The following is a 14842-nucleotide window of genomic DNA, read 5'->3' on the forward strand; positions in this document are numbered from 1 at the left end:
CCTGCATACTGGTGGGTGAAACAATTACGGAGTGACCATGGCCAAGGAAGAAATGCTCGAATTTCCCGGTGTCGTTAAGGAACTCCTGCCGAACGCGACATTCCTGGTCGAGCTGGAAAACGGCCATACGATCATCGCGCATACGGCAGGTAAAATGCGGAAGAACCGCATTCGCGTTCTCGCTGGCGACAAAGTACAAGTCGAAATGACCCCCTACGATCTGACCAAGGGTCGGATCAACTATCGCTTCCGCTGAGCGGTATTGGCTTCCACATGAAGCTTATTCTCGGTTCAGGCAGCCCGCGCCGGAAGGAACTTCTGGCGCAGCTTGGCCTTACCCCCGACGACATTCGTTCTCCCGATATTGACGAAGACCCGCGCAAAGGCGAGTTGCCACGTCCTTACTGCGCCCGTATGGCGCGCGAAAAGGCGATGGCTGTGCCGCGTGCTGCCGGGGAGGTTGTGCTTTGTGCCGACACCACGGTGGCTTTGGGACGGCGCATCATGGGTAAACCCATCGATGAAAAGGAATGTGCCGAATTTCTTTTGGCCATGTCGGGGCGACGTCATAAAGTGATCACGGCCGTGGCCGTGGCACATGGAGACCGTATCTGGGAGGCCGATGTCGTCACCACGGTGAAGATGAAGCGGCTCTCGGATATCGAACTGAACAGCTATCTTGCCTCTGACGATTGGCGCGGCAAAGCAGGCGGCTACGGCATTCAGGGGCCCGCAGGGGCCTTTATCCCGTGGATACAAGGCAGTTATTCTGCCGTCATGGGACTTCCCGTGGCTGAGACCGCCAATCTTTTGATGGCCGCAGGCTATCCGGTTTATGGAGATCACACATGAAGGGCACAGTGATTGCACTGGGCGAAGTTCAAGGCAAACGGGCCGCGGCAATGATCCGCGACGGTGTGCTGGATGATTTCCTTGTTGATGCGGGGGAGGGGGCGCCCCCTGCACCGGGCGCGATATTCCGTGCCAAAGGCGGGCGCAGCCTCAAAGGCATGGGGGGCGCGTTGCTCGATTTGCCCGGTGGCGCGAAAGCCTATCTGCGCGGCAACAAGGGACTCAAGCCCGGCGCGCCGATGCTGGTGCAGGTCACGCACATTGCCGAAGAAGGCAAAGCGGTTCCCGTCACTACCCGTGTGCTGTTCAAATCCAAATATGCCATCGTCACACCGGATGCGCCGGGGCTGAATATTTCCCGCCAGATCACCGAAGACGAGGAGCTTATCCGTTTGCACGATCTGGCAGAGCAGGGGATGGAGGGCGCCGACGAGACGCTCGGCCTGATTCTGCGTTCCTCCTGTGAAGGTGCCACGGATGACGTGATCGCCGAAGACATCGCCGCCATGCGCGGCCTGTGCGAGGCTGTTCTGGCCGACCTGTCAGGTGAACCGGAGCTTCTGGTCGACGGGGCGGATGCATGGGAGGTGGCATGGCGCGACTGGCCCAAGGCCGATCTGTTTGACGACAGCGACGCGGCCTTTGATAATCATGGCGTCCATGAGCTGATTGATGCCGCCCTTGATCCCTGTGTGCCGCTCAAAGGCGCGGGGTCCATGTATATCGAACCTACCCGTGCGCTGGTTGCGGTCGATGTGAACACCGGCGGGGATTTCTCCACCGCGTCTGGCCTGAAAGCCAATATCGCGCTCGCCCGTGACCTGCCGCGTCAGTTGCGCGTGCGCGGGTTGGCTGGCCAGATCACACTTGATCTCGCGCCGATGGCCAAGAAGGACCGCCGCCAGTTCGAACACAGCCTCAAGGCCGCGTTCAAACCCGAAGGTCACGATACGATTCTGGCCGGCTGGACGCCGCTCGGGCATTTTGAAATCCAGAAGAAACGGGAACGGGTGCCGATTGCGGAGGTTCTGCGATGAGTTGTCCGATCTGTGGCGGGGAATCGATTCAGAAATACCGCCCGTTTTGTTCGAAACGTTGCGCGGATGTGGATCTGGGACACTGGATGAACGGTGCATATGCCGTTCCCAGCGGTCGTGAGGAAGTTCCGGAAGAGATCGCAAACGCGATCGAAGAGGCTTTGCGCGACGAGTTTGAAGCGACAGGAAAAAAACCTCACTAAAGCGTTCATTTTCCTCTGGACACGCCCGCGCCCCCCGACTAGAAACCCGCTACCCGAACGATACGTCGTTCAGCGAGAAATCGCTCCCGGTGCCCGGGTAGCTCAGGGGTAGAGCAGTGGATTGAAAATCCTCGTGTCGGTGGTTCGATTCCGCCCCCGGGCACCATTTAATAACACAATTGAAAATAGCTGTGTTGCGTGTCGACCTGTGCTGTTTGCGCACATATTGTCGGGGCGCTTTGAGACGTGGGTCTCAGTTTTTCCGCAACGTTTCAAATAAATTCCTCTTTATAAATCAGTTTGTAAAAATCATATTGCCCACGGAATTTTTTCAATCAGTGAGGAGGTTTGAGTTGAAACATCTTGCAGGGATTTTTCTGGGTTTTTGCATTTTTTCGACAGCGGCGCAGGCCGATGATCATAAGTCATTGGATGTCTACCACGGCGCGTATTTCGAAGATCCCGCGTCCAATCCGGAAGATCCGACCTTTGGCAGTATCAGTCTCGTGCTTCCTTCGGACGGCGGCGCGTTTTCCGGAAAGATGAGTTTTTCCTTTGTTGGCTGCCAGACGCGGAATATCGGCCATATTGAAGGCACGAAAACCGAAGGCAAACTGACGGGACACTGGTCCGGCACTGTCGATCAGACCGAACAAAGCGGTGCGTTTGACGGTGAGGTGCAGTCAGATGGCGTTATCGCGGGCGACTATACGGTTGACGGAGGCAAACAGTTCAACCGCGTTGAGGGCTGTATCCAGTATTAGATCGCGCCCGAAGGTACGTTTTATCTGAAGTCTGCGCCGGATGTGGAAAATGGCACGCCGGTGAGCTTTGAGAACGATCTGGTCGGCGTGTCCTGCGCTGCGCAGATTTCGGTTGCGCCGAAAACGCCGGCTGCGGCCTATTTGGTGGCGGTGCAAATCATTGCGCTCGGGCCGGATGGTCCGACCGTGATAACGCCCAGACAGAACCTGACCTATGCGCAGACAACGCGGTTTTCTGCCAAGGATCTGTTCGAGATCATCGAAGAGGCAGGGCTAGAGGAAAGTGCGGAAACTTTTGTCACAGTCACGGCGGTCAATGCCCGCAATTTCGAGCGGGAAGAGCCGATTATTCTGCCGACACGGTGCCTGGCGGACATCGCGGCGGTCTTGCAGTGATTTGAGCCGGTGGCGCGGGTTCTGCGCCACCGGCATTATCGTGTTGTCGTGCGTCTGGGGCAGGGCCCTGATGGCGTCACTCAAACAGGGCGTCACTCAAACGGTGTGACGGATTTGAATGCCTCGATCAGGATGGGTTTGAGCTCGTCCGCCTTGCCATCTGCGGTATGCAGGGAAAACAACTGCATATACCCGTCTGGGGTTGAGGCGGCGATCAGGACGGCCTCGGGGATGCCCATGTCGATATAAGCGGGCAAATCCAGTTTGGTCGTGACAACCCAAGCCATGCGCCCGCCAATATCCTCATAGCTGCGCGCGGAGATATCTGCGCATTGATAGTTCCCGCAAAGACCTTCCAGAAACCCTTCGGTGGTCTTTTTCTTGACCTCATCGCCAAGCATCACCATCGGGTTCTTTTCGAGGTAGGTCATGGCCGACACCACCGTGAGCGGCTCATGCCCCTCGGGAGATTGCGCGACAAGGGTGGACTGCGGTCCCGTCAAATCAACATCGGCATTCCACGCAATGTTTCCGCCAAGCTGCATGGTGTATTTGGCATTCTCGTCTTTCAATTCGACCGTGTCCTCGGAAAAGGCTGCGGCGGAGGACAGGGCCAGGACGAGACAGGATGTGGCGATCTGTATTCTGAAACTCATGAAATATTTCCCGTTTACAAGATGAAGTGATCGTTAAAGTGCCCGATTGACGCGGCGGTGGCCACCCGAAAAACGGGTGCGAAGGCGCCGTCAGACCTTTTCGGAAAACGGGTCTCGTGCGGTGAGCAGTTGCAGGTGCTGGAGGAAGGCCCGCGCGATTGCTGTGGTCGCGCGGCGTTTCGGGGTCACATAATAGGTACTGTAGCGGATTTGGGAGGCGAAGGGGCGAAAGACCACGTCCTGCGCGCGATACTGCACCACGGGGAAGGGGTTGACGATGGACAGCCCGAGCCCTTCGCGGGCCAGATCGACAGCGGCGAAGGAGGTGGAGACTTCGGCCACCACCCGTGGCTCGCTCTGACAGGCCTGTAGCACTTTCTCAAGCTCGGCACGGCGTGCGTGGCGCGGGCTCAAGGCAATGAGAGCTTGCCCGTGGAGGTCTTCGGGATGGATGACTTGTTGATCGGCCAGAACATGCCCCTGCGGCATGGCGCAAACCGCGTGGGAGGTGCGAAACGGGGTCAGCTTAACACCGTCACGCGGCAGTTCGACGCCGAGAAATCCGAGGTCGTAGCGCTCGTCGAGAATGCCGCGGACCACCATATCGGAGGAGGCCACCTCAAGCCCCACAAAGAAATGCGGATTGGCTTTGAGGAAACTCGCGATGTGATGCACGAGATAGCGGTGGGCGTAGGTCGGCGGGGCGATGATCTGAAGCGTTTCCTGCTCCAGCTCCGGCGGTCCGTCCAGCTTTTCCAAGGCTTCGAACAGCGCATCAAGACGCATGTTGAGTTGCGCGGCCTCATTTGTGGGGCGCAGCATCCGCCCGTCGCGTTCAAAGAGAATCCGCCCCGTGCGGGCCTCCAGACTTGCGATGGATCGGCTCACGGCAGACTGCGACAATCCCAGACGGTTTGCCGCCTCAGAGGTCGTTCCGCATTCCATCATGGCGCGAAGTGCCTGATATTCAGGCAAACTGTGCCAGGTTTTAGGGGGCATCGGGACTATCCGCTTAACTCATAATCATATGAGTAATTATCATATATTTTTTTGTTTTCTATGAGAATTCATTTCCTACTATGATGGGGAAAAGACGAAAGAAAAGAAAACCATATGCCCCTTGATACAATTCCCCCCGTCTTTGATGGACACAATGATGTTTTGTTGAAACTTTACAATGCAGGGGGGCTTGAGGCTGTCGACAGCTTTCTGACCGGTCGCGAAGGCGCGATTGACGCCATCTCCGCAACGGCAGGGGGATTCGGCGGCGGGTTCTTTGCGGTCTATGTTCCGTCTCCGGTTGATCGGGAGTTGAAGTTCGACCAGATGACGCAGGCGAGCTATGACATGCCTTTGCCCGACCCGATTGCATGGGCGGATGCGATTCCCGTCGTCATGGCGCAGGCCGCGATCCTGTTCGAGTTGGAGAAGCGCGGGGCGCTCAAAATCTGTCGCGAGGTGCAGGACATTCGTGATTGCCTGTCGACAGGCAAGATGGCCGCGATTTTCCATATTGAAGGGGCCGAAGGGATTGATCCCGATTTCCATACGCTTGAGGTGTTGTATCAGGCGGGGCTACGCTCGCTCGGGCCGGTCTGGAGCCGCTCGACCATTTTCGGACACGGCGTGCCCTTTCGCTACCCCAGCACCGGCGACACCGGTCCGGGGTTGACCGAGGACGGGAAGCGGCTGGTGCGGGCGTGCAACGAGATGGGGATCATGATTGATCTGTCCCATCTCAACGAGGCGGGGTTCTGGGATGTGGCGAATCTCTCGGATGCGCCGCTTGTGGCCACGCATTCGAACGCCTACGCGATTTGCCCGCACAGCCGGAACCTCACCGACAAACAACTGGCGGCCATTCGCGAGAGTGACGGGATGGTCGGTTTGAACTTCGCCGTGGCGTTTCTGCGCGATGACGGACGTATGGTGCCTGATGTTCCGCTGGAACAGATGCTGCGGCATCTCGACCATCTGATTGAGCATCTGGGCGAAGATCGGGTGGGGTTGGGCTCCGACTATGACGGGGCCATTGTGCCGCCCGACCTGACGACATGTGCAGGCCTGCCCAAATTGAGAGAGGCCATGGCACAACACGGATATGACGCGGCGTTGATTGCCAAGCTGTGTCATGAAAACTGGTTGCGCGTTCTGGAAAAAATCTGGAAAAAATAGCCAGATAACAGAATGCGTTAAATATAATTTAACAGGAGAGATGAAATATGAATGTCATGAATCGATTGCTTTGTGGTGCGGCCCTTGGCCTTGCTGTCAGCGTGAGTTCCGTTGGCGCATGGGCCGAGACGCCTGCCAATATGTTGGTGATTGCGAACCGTATTGACGATGTGACCACATTGGATCCGGCGGAAAGCTTTGAATTCGCCGGCGCGGACATCAGCCGCAACGTCTATAACCGCCTTGTGTATCTCGACCCGCTTGATCTGGAAGCCGGTTACAAACCCGATCTCGCGGAAAGCTGGGAAGTGTCCGAGGATGGCAAGACCATCACCTTCACCATGCGCGAAGGGGTGACCTTCCAGTCCGGCAATCCGGTGCGTGCAGAAGATGCGGCGTTTTCGCTCCAGCGCGCGGTCATCCTGAACAAGACTCCGGCTTTCATCCTGTCGCAATTCGGCTTTACCCCTGAAAACGTGGAAGAGATGATCCGCGTCGAAGATGGCAAGCTCCTGATCACAACGGACAAGAAATACGCAACATCCTTTATCCTCAACTGTCTGACAGCCACCATCGGCGGGATCGTCGATAAAAAGGAAGTCATGGCCCATGAGGTCGATGGCGATATGGGCAACACATGGCTCAAAACCAATACGGCAGGCTCGGGGCCTTACAAGCTGGACAGCTGGAAGCCCAACGAAAGCGTGTCCATGTCCGCCTATGAGGACTATTACGGCGGTGCTCCGGAAATGAAACGCGTGATCGTGCGCCACGTTCAGGAAAGCGCGTCGCAGCGTCTGCTTCTGGAGCGCGGTGACATTGATATCGCCCGTAACCTGAACCCCGAAGACATCGCGGGTCTGGCCGATAACGAGGACATCAAGGTCGTTGACGAACTCAAGGGCCGTCTTATGTATCTGGCGCTCAACGGCAAGCACCCCGAACTGTCCAAGCCGGAAGTGCGCGAAGCTTTCAAATATCTCGTTGATTACGAAGGCATGGTGAACAGCTTCCTGAACGGTCAATATACGATCCACCAGAACTTCCTGCCGGCGACCTATCTCGGGGCATCGGACGAGAATCCGTTCTCGCTCGACATCGAAAAAGCCAAGGCGCTTCTTGCCGAGGCCGGTGTTGACGGGCTGGAAATCGAAGTCGGCGTGCGTGAGGCGCAGGAGCGTATCGAGATCGCCCAGTCGCTGCAAAACACCTTGGGGCAGGTGGGGATCAAGCTCAACATCACCGTTGGCACCGCGAAACAGATCCTTGCCCGCTACCGTGCCCGCGATCTGGATGTCTACCTTGGCGCATGGGGACCGGATTATCCCGATCCGCAAACCAACGCAGGCACCTTTGCCTATAATCCTGACAACAGCGACGAAGCCAATGCCACGGGTCTTCTGGCATGGCGGACCGCATGGTATCCGGGTGATCTGAACGAACAGGTCGAAGCCGCCGTGACGGAGACGGATCGGGAAGCGCGGATCAAGATGTATGAGGACATGCAGGCCGAATTCCGCGAAGTGTCGCCCTTTGTCGTCATGTTCCAGCAGATCGAACAATCGGCCATGCAGGAGAATGTCACCAACTTCTCCACCGGTCAGGCTGTGACGGCTGCGGCATACTGGCAGGTGACCAAGTAAATGTCCGCGAACGACATCTCGAAGGGGAGGCGCCCGAAGCGGGCGCCTCTCTCTCATAGCCTGTGGCCCACGCTTAAAACCGTCCTGCGCACCCTCGGGTCCGTTGCGGTGACGCTTTTGGGACTTTTGTTCATCACCTTTATCATTGGTCGCGTCATGCCGATCGATCCGGTTTTGTCCATCGTTGGTGAACGGGCATCGCAAGAGACCTATGACGCTGTCTATCATCAGCTCGGTCTCGACAAGCCGCTGCTTGTCCAGTTTTTCTATTATCTCTGGGACGTGCTGCATCTCGACTTCGGAACGTCGCTGCTGAACGCGCGTCCGGTGTCCGAAGACATTGCCCGCGTCTTCCCCGCAACGCTTGAACTGGCCTCTCTGGGCATTGTGTTCGGCGTTGTGATCGGCGTTCCGCTGGGCGTTCTGGCCGCCGTGCGTAAAGGGTCGTGGATCGACCAGATCGCCCGTGTTGTCGCGCTCGTCGGCTATTCCATGCCGATTTTCTGGTTAGGCCTGATGGGCCTTCTGATCTTTTACGGCATTCTGGGCTGGGTTGGAGGGCCGGGGCGTGTGGGCATTTTCTATGTCGATATCGTGCCGACCGTGACGGGTATGATCCTTGTGGACAGTCTGCTTGACGGCAATATCGACGTGTTCAAGGATGCTTTCAGCCACATCATCCTTCCGGCCTCGCTGCTGGGCTATTATTCGCTGGCCTATATCAGCCGTATGACGCGCTCTTTCATGCTCGAACAGATGAGTGCCGAATATATCACGACCGCGCGGGTCAAAGGTATGTCGGAATGGGATGTGATCTGGAAACACGCGTTCAAGAATATTCGCGTGCAGCTGATTACCGTGATTGCACTGAGCTATGCAGGGCTACTGGAGGGCTCGGTGCTGACCGAGATCATCTTTAGTTGGCCGGGCATCGGCAGCTACATCACCACCGCGCTTCTAAGTGCGGATATGAACGCGGTTCTGGGTGGCACGGTGGTCGTGGGCCTGATCTTTATCCTGCTCAATATATTCTCCGATCTGCTCTACAAGATCTTCGATCCGAGGGCGAAATAATGTCAGATACACAAAGTCTCAGAGCATGGCTGCTCACGGAAACGCCGACCTCGCGCAGACATGCGAAACTCTCGGCGCTCTATCATGGCTGGCTGTCCTTTCGTTCGAATACTATGGCCATGATCGGGTTGCTGATCCTCGTGGCGCTGGTGCTGATTGCAGTGCTCGCGCCGTGGCTGTCGCCGCATGACCCGTTCGAGCAGAACCTTGGCCAGCGTCTCTTGCCGCTGGGCAGTGAGGGTCATGTGTTCGGCACAGACAGTCTTGGCCGCGATATCCTGTCCCGCCTGATCTACGGCTCGCGGATCACGCTCTATATCGTGGCCTTGGTCGCATTGATCGCACCGGTGGTCGGGCTTCTGGTCGGCACAGTGTCGGGCTATGTCGGCGGTTGGGTCGATACGGTCCTGATGCGGATCACCGATATTTTTCTGGCCTTCCCGCGCCTTGTCCTCGCGCTGGCTTTTGTGGCCGCGCTCGGGGCAGGGATCGAAAACGCGGTGATCGCGATTTCCCTGACAGCATGGCCTCCCTATGCGCGGATTGCGCGGGCGGAGACGCTTACCATCCGGTCGTCGGACTATATCGCCGCCATCAAACTTCAGGGTGCAAGCGCGCTGCGGATTATCACCAAGCACATCTGGCCGCTGTGCATCTCGTCCTTGATCGTGCGGGTGACGCTCGACATGGCGGGGATCATCCTTGCGGCGGCGGGGCTCGGCTTTCTCGGCCTTGGCGCGCAGCCGCCCAGTCCGGAATGGGGCGCGATGATCTCCGAGGGGCGCCGGTTCATCCTCGATCACTGGTGGGTTGCCACCATGCCGGGGCTTGCCATTTTCACAGTTTCGCTGGCCTTCAACCTCTTGGGCGACGGTTTGCGCGATGTTCTTGATCCGAAAGCAGGTGACTGATGTCCACGCTTCTTGATGTTGAAAACCTCTGGGTGAAATTCCCCACCCGCAATGGCGTCTTTGACGCGGTGCGCGGCGTGTCCTTCACGCTCGGGCGCGAGCGGCTCGGGATTGTAGGGGAGAGTGGCTCGGGCAAATCCATGACCGGACGCGCCATTTTGCGCCTGATCCGTGCGCCGGGGATGGTCGAGGCCGATCATATCTCTCTGGAGGGGCAGGACCTGCTCAAGATGAGCGAAAAAGAAATGCGGGCAGTGCGGGGCCAGCGGATCAGCATGGTTATGCAGGACCCGAAATTCTCGCTCAATCCGGTGATGACCATCGGGGATCAGATCATGGAGGCGTATCGCCTCCACACCAAGGCGTCGAAATCGGTGGCCTATACGAAATCCGTCGAGATGCTCGAAGCCGTGTCGATCCGTGATCCCGAACGTGTGATGCGCGCCTATCCGCATGAAATGTCGGGGGGGATGGGGCAGAGGATCATGATTGCCATGATGCTGATCCCGAACCCCGAAATTCTCATTGCGGATGAACCGACCTCGGCTCTGGATGTCTCGGTGCAGCGTCAGGTGCTTGATATCATGGACCGTCTCGTCAAGGAGCGCGGCATGGGGCTGATCTTTATCAGCCATGACTTGAACCTTGTCTCCGACTTCTGCGACCGCGTGCTGATTATGTATGCGGGTCGGATTGTCGAGGTCTGCGAGGCGGACAAGCTCCACGAGGCGAAACACCCCTATACGCGCGGGCTTTTGAATTCCCTGCCACGGCTGGACAAGCCTCGCGACCGGCTTGAAGTCTTGCAACGCGACCCTGCGTGGTCCGAAGCCCCGAGTGTGAGTGGACGGATATGAATATGCTCGAAATCAAAGACCTGAACGTCTGGTTTGGCCATGGCCACAATCGGGTGAATGCCGTCAAAGGGGCGACATTCTCGGTTGCTGAAGGGGAAAGCTTTGGCCTTGTCGGGGAAAGCGGGTCCGGCAAATCGACCATTTTGCGCGCCATCACCGGACTGGCGGGCCAATGGTCTGGCGAGATTAGCGTCAACGGGATGCAGCTGGGCAAGAAGCGCGAGAAGAGTTTCTACAAAACCGTGCAGATGGTGTTTCAGGACCCCTATGCCTCGCTCCATCCGCGTCATTCGGTCGATCAGGTCTTGGGTGAAACCCTGTCGTTGCACGGGTTTCGTGACATCGACGCGCGTGTGGTCAAGCTTCTGGACGATGTGGGGCTGGGGCAGAAATTCCGCTTCCGCTATCCGCACCAACTGTCTGGCGGGCAGCGGCAACGTGTGGCCATCGCACGGGCGCTTGCACCGGAACCCAAGCTCTTACTGCTGGACGAGCCGACCTCGGCGCTGGATGTCTCGGTGCAGGCGGAGATTCTCAACCTTCTGGTTGATCTGCGCAAGGACCGTGGCCTGACCTATGTGATGGTCTCGCATGATCTGTCTGTTGTGGGGCACATGTGCGACCGGCTGGCCGTGATGAAAAGCGGGGAAATCGTCGAGATCCTGAATGTCGCAGAGCTGCGGCAACTCAAAGCGCAGCATCCCTATTCACAGGAACTTCTGCAAGCCTCCCTCTGAGCGGGATGGCTTGGCAATTAGGGCGGGGTGAGCAACTCCGCCCTTTGTCATACCGACATTCTGTCCGCCCACAAAATCGTGATCGAAAACACGTCTCGTCATTTCAGACCTTCTGTGGCACATCACCGATGTTACCGCGTTGAATGTATTGGTCATTCCCCGATTCTTTGCCGCGTCATCAAGGATGGAACACAGTGATATGAATGTCGAACAGCCAAGATTGGGGCGGCGTGGCACGCTGGTGTTGCTGATTGTTCTGGGGGCCTTCCCGCCGCTGACGATGGACCTTTACCTGCCGGCACTGCCTCATATGGCGGATACGTTCGGAACCAGTCACGCCATGATCAACCTGACCCTCGGGGCCTATATGGTCGCCTTTTCGGTCGGAATGTTATTTTGGGGCCCGCTGAGCGAAAGGACAGGGCGCAAGCCGATCCTGTTCACCGCCCTTGCAATCTACATCATTTCCAGCCTGCTCTGTGCCCTGTCCTCCAGCGTCGAAAGCTTGATCGCATTTCGTAGTGTGCAGGGGCTTGCCGGTGGCGGGGTGACGGTCGTCGGCACATCAATCGTCAAGGATATGTTCGACGGGCGTGAGCGCGAAAAGGTCATGGCAACGGTCATGTCTCTGGTCATCATTGCCCCGATGGTCGCGCCGGTTCTTGGCGCCTTTCTGTTGAGGGTGGCATCATGGCACGCGATGTTTGTCGTCCTTGCTCTGTTTGCCTGTATCGCGGGCGTGTTTGTGATGCTCTATCGTGAAACCGTTGAGGAAAAATCCACCGCTCCGATCCTGAAATCATGGAACCGTTTGGGCGTGGTCCTCAAGAACCCGCATTTTGCCTATCTGCTTTTGCTGTTCTCACTGGTGCCTATGTGCCTGACCGCCTTCCTCGGCAGCGCGGCCTATGTCTATATCGACGGGTTTGGCATGTCGGAGCAGACCTTCAGTTTCATCTTTGCCTTCAACGCCGTCTGTGCGGCGTTCGGTCCGACACTCTACCTGCGGCTCTCGCGCAGGCTTCCGGTCCAGACGATTATCCTCGGCTGTTTCCTCGTGGTGATTGTCACGGGGGCCATGATGTTGTCGGTCGGGGGGCTATCGCCGTGGATGTTTGCCGCACTGGCCGCCATGACGACCATCGCTGTGATCATTGTGCGTGTGCCGGGGGCAAACCTGTTGCTGGACCAGCAGACAAAAGACACCGGCTCTGCTGCGGCCCTGATCCAGTTCAGCGGCACCATGATGGGCGCGGCGGCGGTGCAGATCGTGTCCGCCAATGCCCATGATCTGATCCGCAACTATGGTCTTTTGTTGCTGATCATCGGCACCACCTGCGCGACGCTGTGGCTGATTGTGCGACATCGGCCTTTTGTGACGGATGTGCTTCCGCAGAACAGGGCCGCGGAGTGAAGGGAGGCGGAAGGCATCGTTGATGTTTTCCCGGCCTCATAGCGCTGCCTAGTATGGTGTCGGGTCACATGTGCCGGGCATATAAAAATGCCGCAGGGGGGGACCTGCGGCATTGTTTCGTCTCTGGTCGCGCGCGCTTAGATCGCTTCGAATTTGACCGTTTCCGGCTCGGCTGTGCCAACGACATACCAGACGGTTGCATGGCCTGCGCCGTTGTTGCGGAACCAGTGTTTGCGGCCTGCGGGGGTTTGTACCAGATCGCGTGGGCCGAGTTCGACTTCGACTGTTTCGCCATCTTCTTCCCAGCCGACAATCAGGGAACCTTCGAGCACGAGGAAGGCGTCTTCGACATCGCGGGAGAAGGGTTTGACGCCCACACGTGACGGCACACCGAGCATTTCCTTGCGGCAGGTGTCGGTTTCAACGCCGCCAGGACCGCAGTAGATTTTACGGGTGAAGCCGGCGTCTTCCCAATGGGTTTCCAGTTCGGAGTGGCGCACGACATATTTCGCCATGAGTTTTTGCAGCGGGTGATCGCCCTCAGGGTCGAATTTGAGCGTCTTGCCCGGTTCCGCGCCGAAGGTCCGTGCCAGCTCGGGGGCGCAGTCTTTCGGGTGGTAGTGATAGACCGGCGGCAGGGGTTTGCCCACATCGACAGAGATCGACATCATCACAGGCTCGACGCCATCCACACGGAAACCGTGGCCGATTTCGCGGGCGTTGAGGATCATGTCTTTCGGGCCGAGGTTCACTTCGACCACTTCGCCGTCTTTTTCCCAACCGACGATCAGTGCACCGTTGATGATGAGAAAGCTCTCTTCAATCTCGTGGCTGTGACAGGCGGCGTAGCGTCCCGGCTCTTTGTAGATGAGCGACAGGGTGAAATGCTCGGGCTTGAGCGTGCTGGTGTCACCCACTTTCGGAGAACCGCCAGCGCCGATGTAGCGCATCTGGGCGCGGGCCAGATCCTCATAGCCGACATTCGAGGGGAAGGCTTTCCAGTCGAACTGTTTGTCGGTGAAGCGACCGGTGTGCGCTTTGAGCGCATCTGCAAGCGTTGCGAAGTCCTTATCTTGTACAGTCATGTGCGTGATCCTCTGAACTGTTGGTGGCGGAAGTTTTTCCTTACCGGACTCACTATAGGAAAAAATGTTTTGTGCGTGATGTTGCGTTTTGCCTGTAAAACGTATTGCCTGTAGGTGCTATGAGGCGAACGGGGGCATGCCCCTGAGGCGTGGTCCCATCCCGTATCGGATCGGGCGCGGGCAAAAGAGGGTGTGGAGAGGTATGGCAGAAAAGACAAACGAGGATCGCTATCTGGTGCCGGGGCTGATGCGCGGGCTTTCCGTCATCCGGCTGTTCACACCGGAGCGCCCCGCCATGAGTCTGGCGGAGATCGCCAAGGCGCTGGACATCACCCGCTCTGCGGCTTTTCGCACGGTCTATACCCTGTCCGAAGCGGGGTATCTGTTGCTCGACGAGCGGGCACATCGCTATGTGCTCGGCCCTGCCGTGCTGCGCCTGTCCTATGGTTATGTGGCCACCCGCGAGATCGTGGAAATTGCCCAACCGGAACTGGAGCGCCTGCGCCAGCGCACGGGCTGGTCGTCGCATATGGGGATTCTGGACGGCACCTCAGTGCTCTATGTCCTGCGCGTGCCCGCGCCGCGCCGTGACCCGTCAATCGTGCAGGTCGGTAGCCGCCTTCCTGCGCGGGGCACGGTGATGGGCCGCGTGCTTCTCGCCGGTTTGGGAGAGGAGGAACTGATCGCGCTCTATCGCAAAGACCTCGCCTCCGGCCCCAAAGGAAAAGGTCCTGCACTTCCGGGGATTCTGGAGCAAGCCGCGCGTGACAGGCTGCACGCGGTGGTGATCCATACCGGAGATTTCGAAGCCAGCATCGTCTCCGCCGCCGCTCCTGTGCGTGACATGACAGGACAGGTCGTGGCCGCCATCAATGTGACCGCCCCGAAATCCGCAGAGGCAGAGCAGGAGTTGCAAGCAGAGGTCCGCGACGACCTGTCCTCCACAGCGCACCGGATTTCAAGGCTTCTGGGCTGGGATCCGCGTGATCAAGAAGCGTGAGCAAGAAGGCAGGCACCTTCAGGGTCGCGGGCACCTTC

Annotated in this window: 17 protein-coding genes and 1 tRNA gene; 15 read left to right on the forward strand and 3 right to left on the reverse strand. The window is 58.0% G+C overall.

Annotated elements, in window-relative coordinates; all coding sequences use genetic code 11:
• Window positions 1-37 precede the first annotated feature (37 nt).
• The 7 genes from infA to KO492_RS01970 all read left to right on the forward strand — a co-directional run bounded on the left by infA (window position 38) and on the right by KO492_RS01970 (window position 3252).
• Window positions 38-256: a translation initiation factor IF-1 gene (gene infA / locus KO492_RS01940; protein ID WP_009573923.1), complete on the forward strand. Its 219-nt coding sequence runs from the start codon at window positions 38-40 to the stop codon at window positions 254-256.
• Window positions 257-273: 17 nt separating this feature from the next.
• A complete protein-coding gene (locus tag KO492_RS01945) occupies window positions 274-852 on the forward strand; it encodes a Maf family protein (RefSeq protein ID WP_216043425.1) in 579 nt (192 codons plus the stop codon).
• Window positions 849-1889, forward strand: a complete 1041-nt coding sequence (locus KO492_RS01950) for a ribonuclease E/G (RefSeq protein WP_216043426.1) — start codon at window positions 849-851, stop codon at window positions 1887-1889. The genes KO492_RS01945 and KO492_RS01950 overlap by 4 nt, the downstream gene beginning before the upstream one ends.
• On the forward strand, window positions 1886-2092 hold the full coding sequence (locus KO492_RS01955; RefSeq protein ID WP_216043427.1) for a DNA gyrase inhibitor YacG: 207 nt from the start codon (window positions 1886-1888) through the stop codon (window positions 2090-2092). Before KO492_RS01950 ends, KO492_RS01955 begins: the two co-directional genes overlap by 4 nt.
• Window positions 2093-2183: 91 nt before the next feature.
• A tRNA-Phe gene (locus KO492_RS01960) sits at window positions 2184-2258 on the forward strand.
• Window positions 2259-2445: 187 nt separating this feature from the next.
• On the forward strand, window positions 2446-2856 hold the full coding sequence (locus tag KO492_RS01965; protein WP_216043428.1) for a hypothetical protein: 411 nt from the start codon (window positions 2446-2448) through the stop codon (window positions 2854-2856).
• 60 nt (window positions 2857-2916) lie between these two features.
• Window positions 2917-3252 (forward strand): hypothetical protein, encoded by a 336-nt coding sequence (locus KO492_RS01970; RefSeq protein WP_216043429.1) that lies wholly within the window; start codon window positions 2917-2919, stop codon window positions 3250-3252.
• A gap of 92 nt (window positions 3253-3344) precedes the next feature.
• Here the strand turns inward: KO492_RS01970 and KO492_RS01975 are convergent, their stop codons facing one another.
• On the reverse strand, window positions 3345-3908 hold the full coding sequence (locus tag KO492_RS01975) for a hypothetical protein (RefSeq protein ID WP_216043430.1): 564 nt from the start codon (window positions 3906-3908) through the stop codon (window positions 3345-3347).
• 90 nt (window positions 3909-3998) lie between these two features.
• Window positions 3999-4907 (reverse strand): LysR family transcriptional regulator, encoded by a 909-nt coding sequence (locus KO492_RS01980; RefSeq protein ID WP_216043431.1) that lies wholly within the window; start codon window positions 4905-4907, stop codon window positions 3999-4001.
• A gap of 114 nt (window positions 4908-5021) precedes the next feature.
• Between KO492_RS01980 and KO492_RS01985 the strand changes: the two genes are divergently transcribed.
• The 7 genes from KO492_RS01985 (at window position 5022) to KO492_RS02015 (ending at window position 12719) form a co-directional block, all read left to right on the forward strand.
• Complete coding sequence (locus KO492_RS01985) at window positions 5022-6083, forward strand: dipeptidase (protein ID WP_216043432.1); 1062 nt, start codon at window positions 5022-5024, stop codon at window positions 6081-6083.
• A 47-nt stretch (window positions 6084-6130) separates the two neighbouring features.
• Window positions 6131-7726: an ABC transporter substrate-binding protein gene (locus tag KO492_RS01990; RefSeq protein WP_216043433.1), complete on the forward strand. Its 1596-nt coding sequence runs from the start codon at window positions 6131-6133 to the stop codon at window positions 7724-7726.
• Window positions 7727-8800, forward strand: a complete 1074-nt coding sequence (locus KO492_RS01995) for an ABC transporter permease (RefSeq protein WP_216043434.1) — start codon at window positions 7727-7729, stop codon at window positions 8798-8800.
• Window positions 8800-9711 carry a nickel transporter permease gene (nikC, locus tag KO492_RS02000; RefSeq protein ID WP_066605831.1) on the forward strand — a complete coding sequence of 304 codons (912 nt, stop codon included), beginning with the start codon at window positions 8800-8802 and terminating at the stop codon, window positions 9709-9711. Before KO492_RS01995 ends, nikC begins: the two co-directional genes overlap by 1 nt.
• Window positions 9711-10568 (forward strand): ABC transporter ATP-binding protein, encoded by an 858-nt coding sequence (locus tag KO492_RS02005; RefSeq protein ID WP_216043435.1) that lies wholly within the window; start codon window positions 9711-9713, stop codon window positions 10566-10568. The genes nikC and KO492_RS02005 overlap by 1 nt, the downstream gene beginning before the upstream one ends.
• Entirely contained in the window at window positions 10565-11305 is a 741-nt protein-coding gene (locus tag KO492_RS02010; protein WP_216043436.1) for an ABC transporter ATP-binding protein, read from the forward strand. The genes KO492_RS02005 and KO492_RS02010 overlap by 4 nt, the downstream gene beginning before the upstream one ends.
• Window positions 11306-11504: 199 nt before the next feature.
• A complete protein-coding gene (locus tag KO492_RS02015; RefSeq protein WP_216043437.1) occupies window positions 11505-12719 on the forward strand; it encodes a Bcr/CflA family efflux MFS transporter in 1215 nt (404 codons plus the stop codon).
• Between the two features lie 137 nt (window positions 12720-12856).
• On the opposite strand, the gene KO492_RS02020 is transcribed toward KO492_RS02015, so the two are convergent.
• The gene (locus KO492_RS02020; protein WP_216043438.1) at window positions 12857-13804 is read right to left on the reverse strand and encodes a cupin domain-containing protein; all 948 of its coding nucleotides are present in this window, start codon (window positions 13802-13804) and stop codon (window positions 12857-12859) included.
• 202 nt (window positions 13805-14006) lie between these two features.
• Between KO492_RS02020 and KO492_RS02025 the strand changes: the two genes are divergently transcribed.
• On the forward strand, window positions 14007-14804 hold the full coding sequence (locus tag KO492_RS02025; RefSeq protein WP_216043439.1) for an IclR family transcriptional regulator: 798 nt from the start codon (window positions 14007-14009) through the stop codon (window positions 14802-14804).
• Window positions 14805-14842: the final 38 nt, after the last annotated feature.

The sequence above is a fragment of the Celeribacter halophilus genome (genome assembly GCF_018860305.1).
GTDB lineage: Bacteria > Pseudomonadota > Alphaproteobacteria > Rhodobacterales > Rhodobacteraceae > Celeribacter > Celeribacter halophilus_A.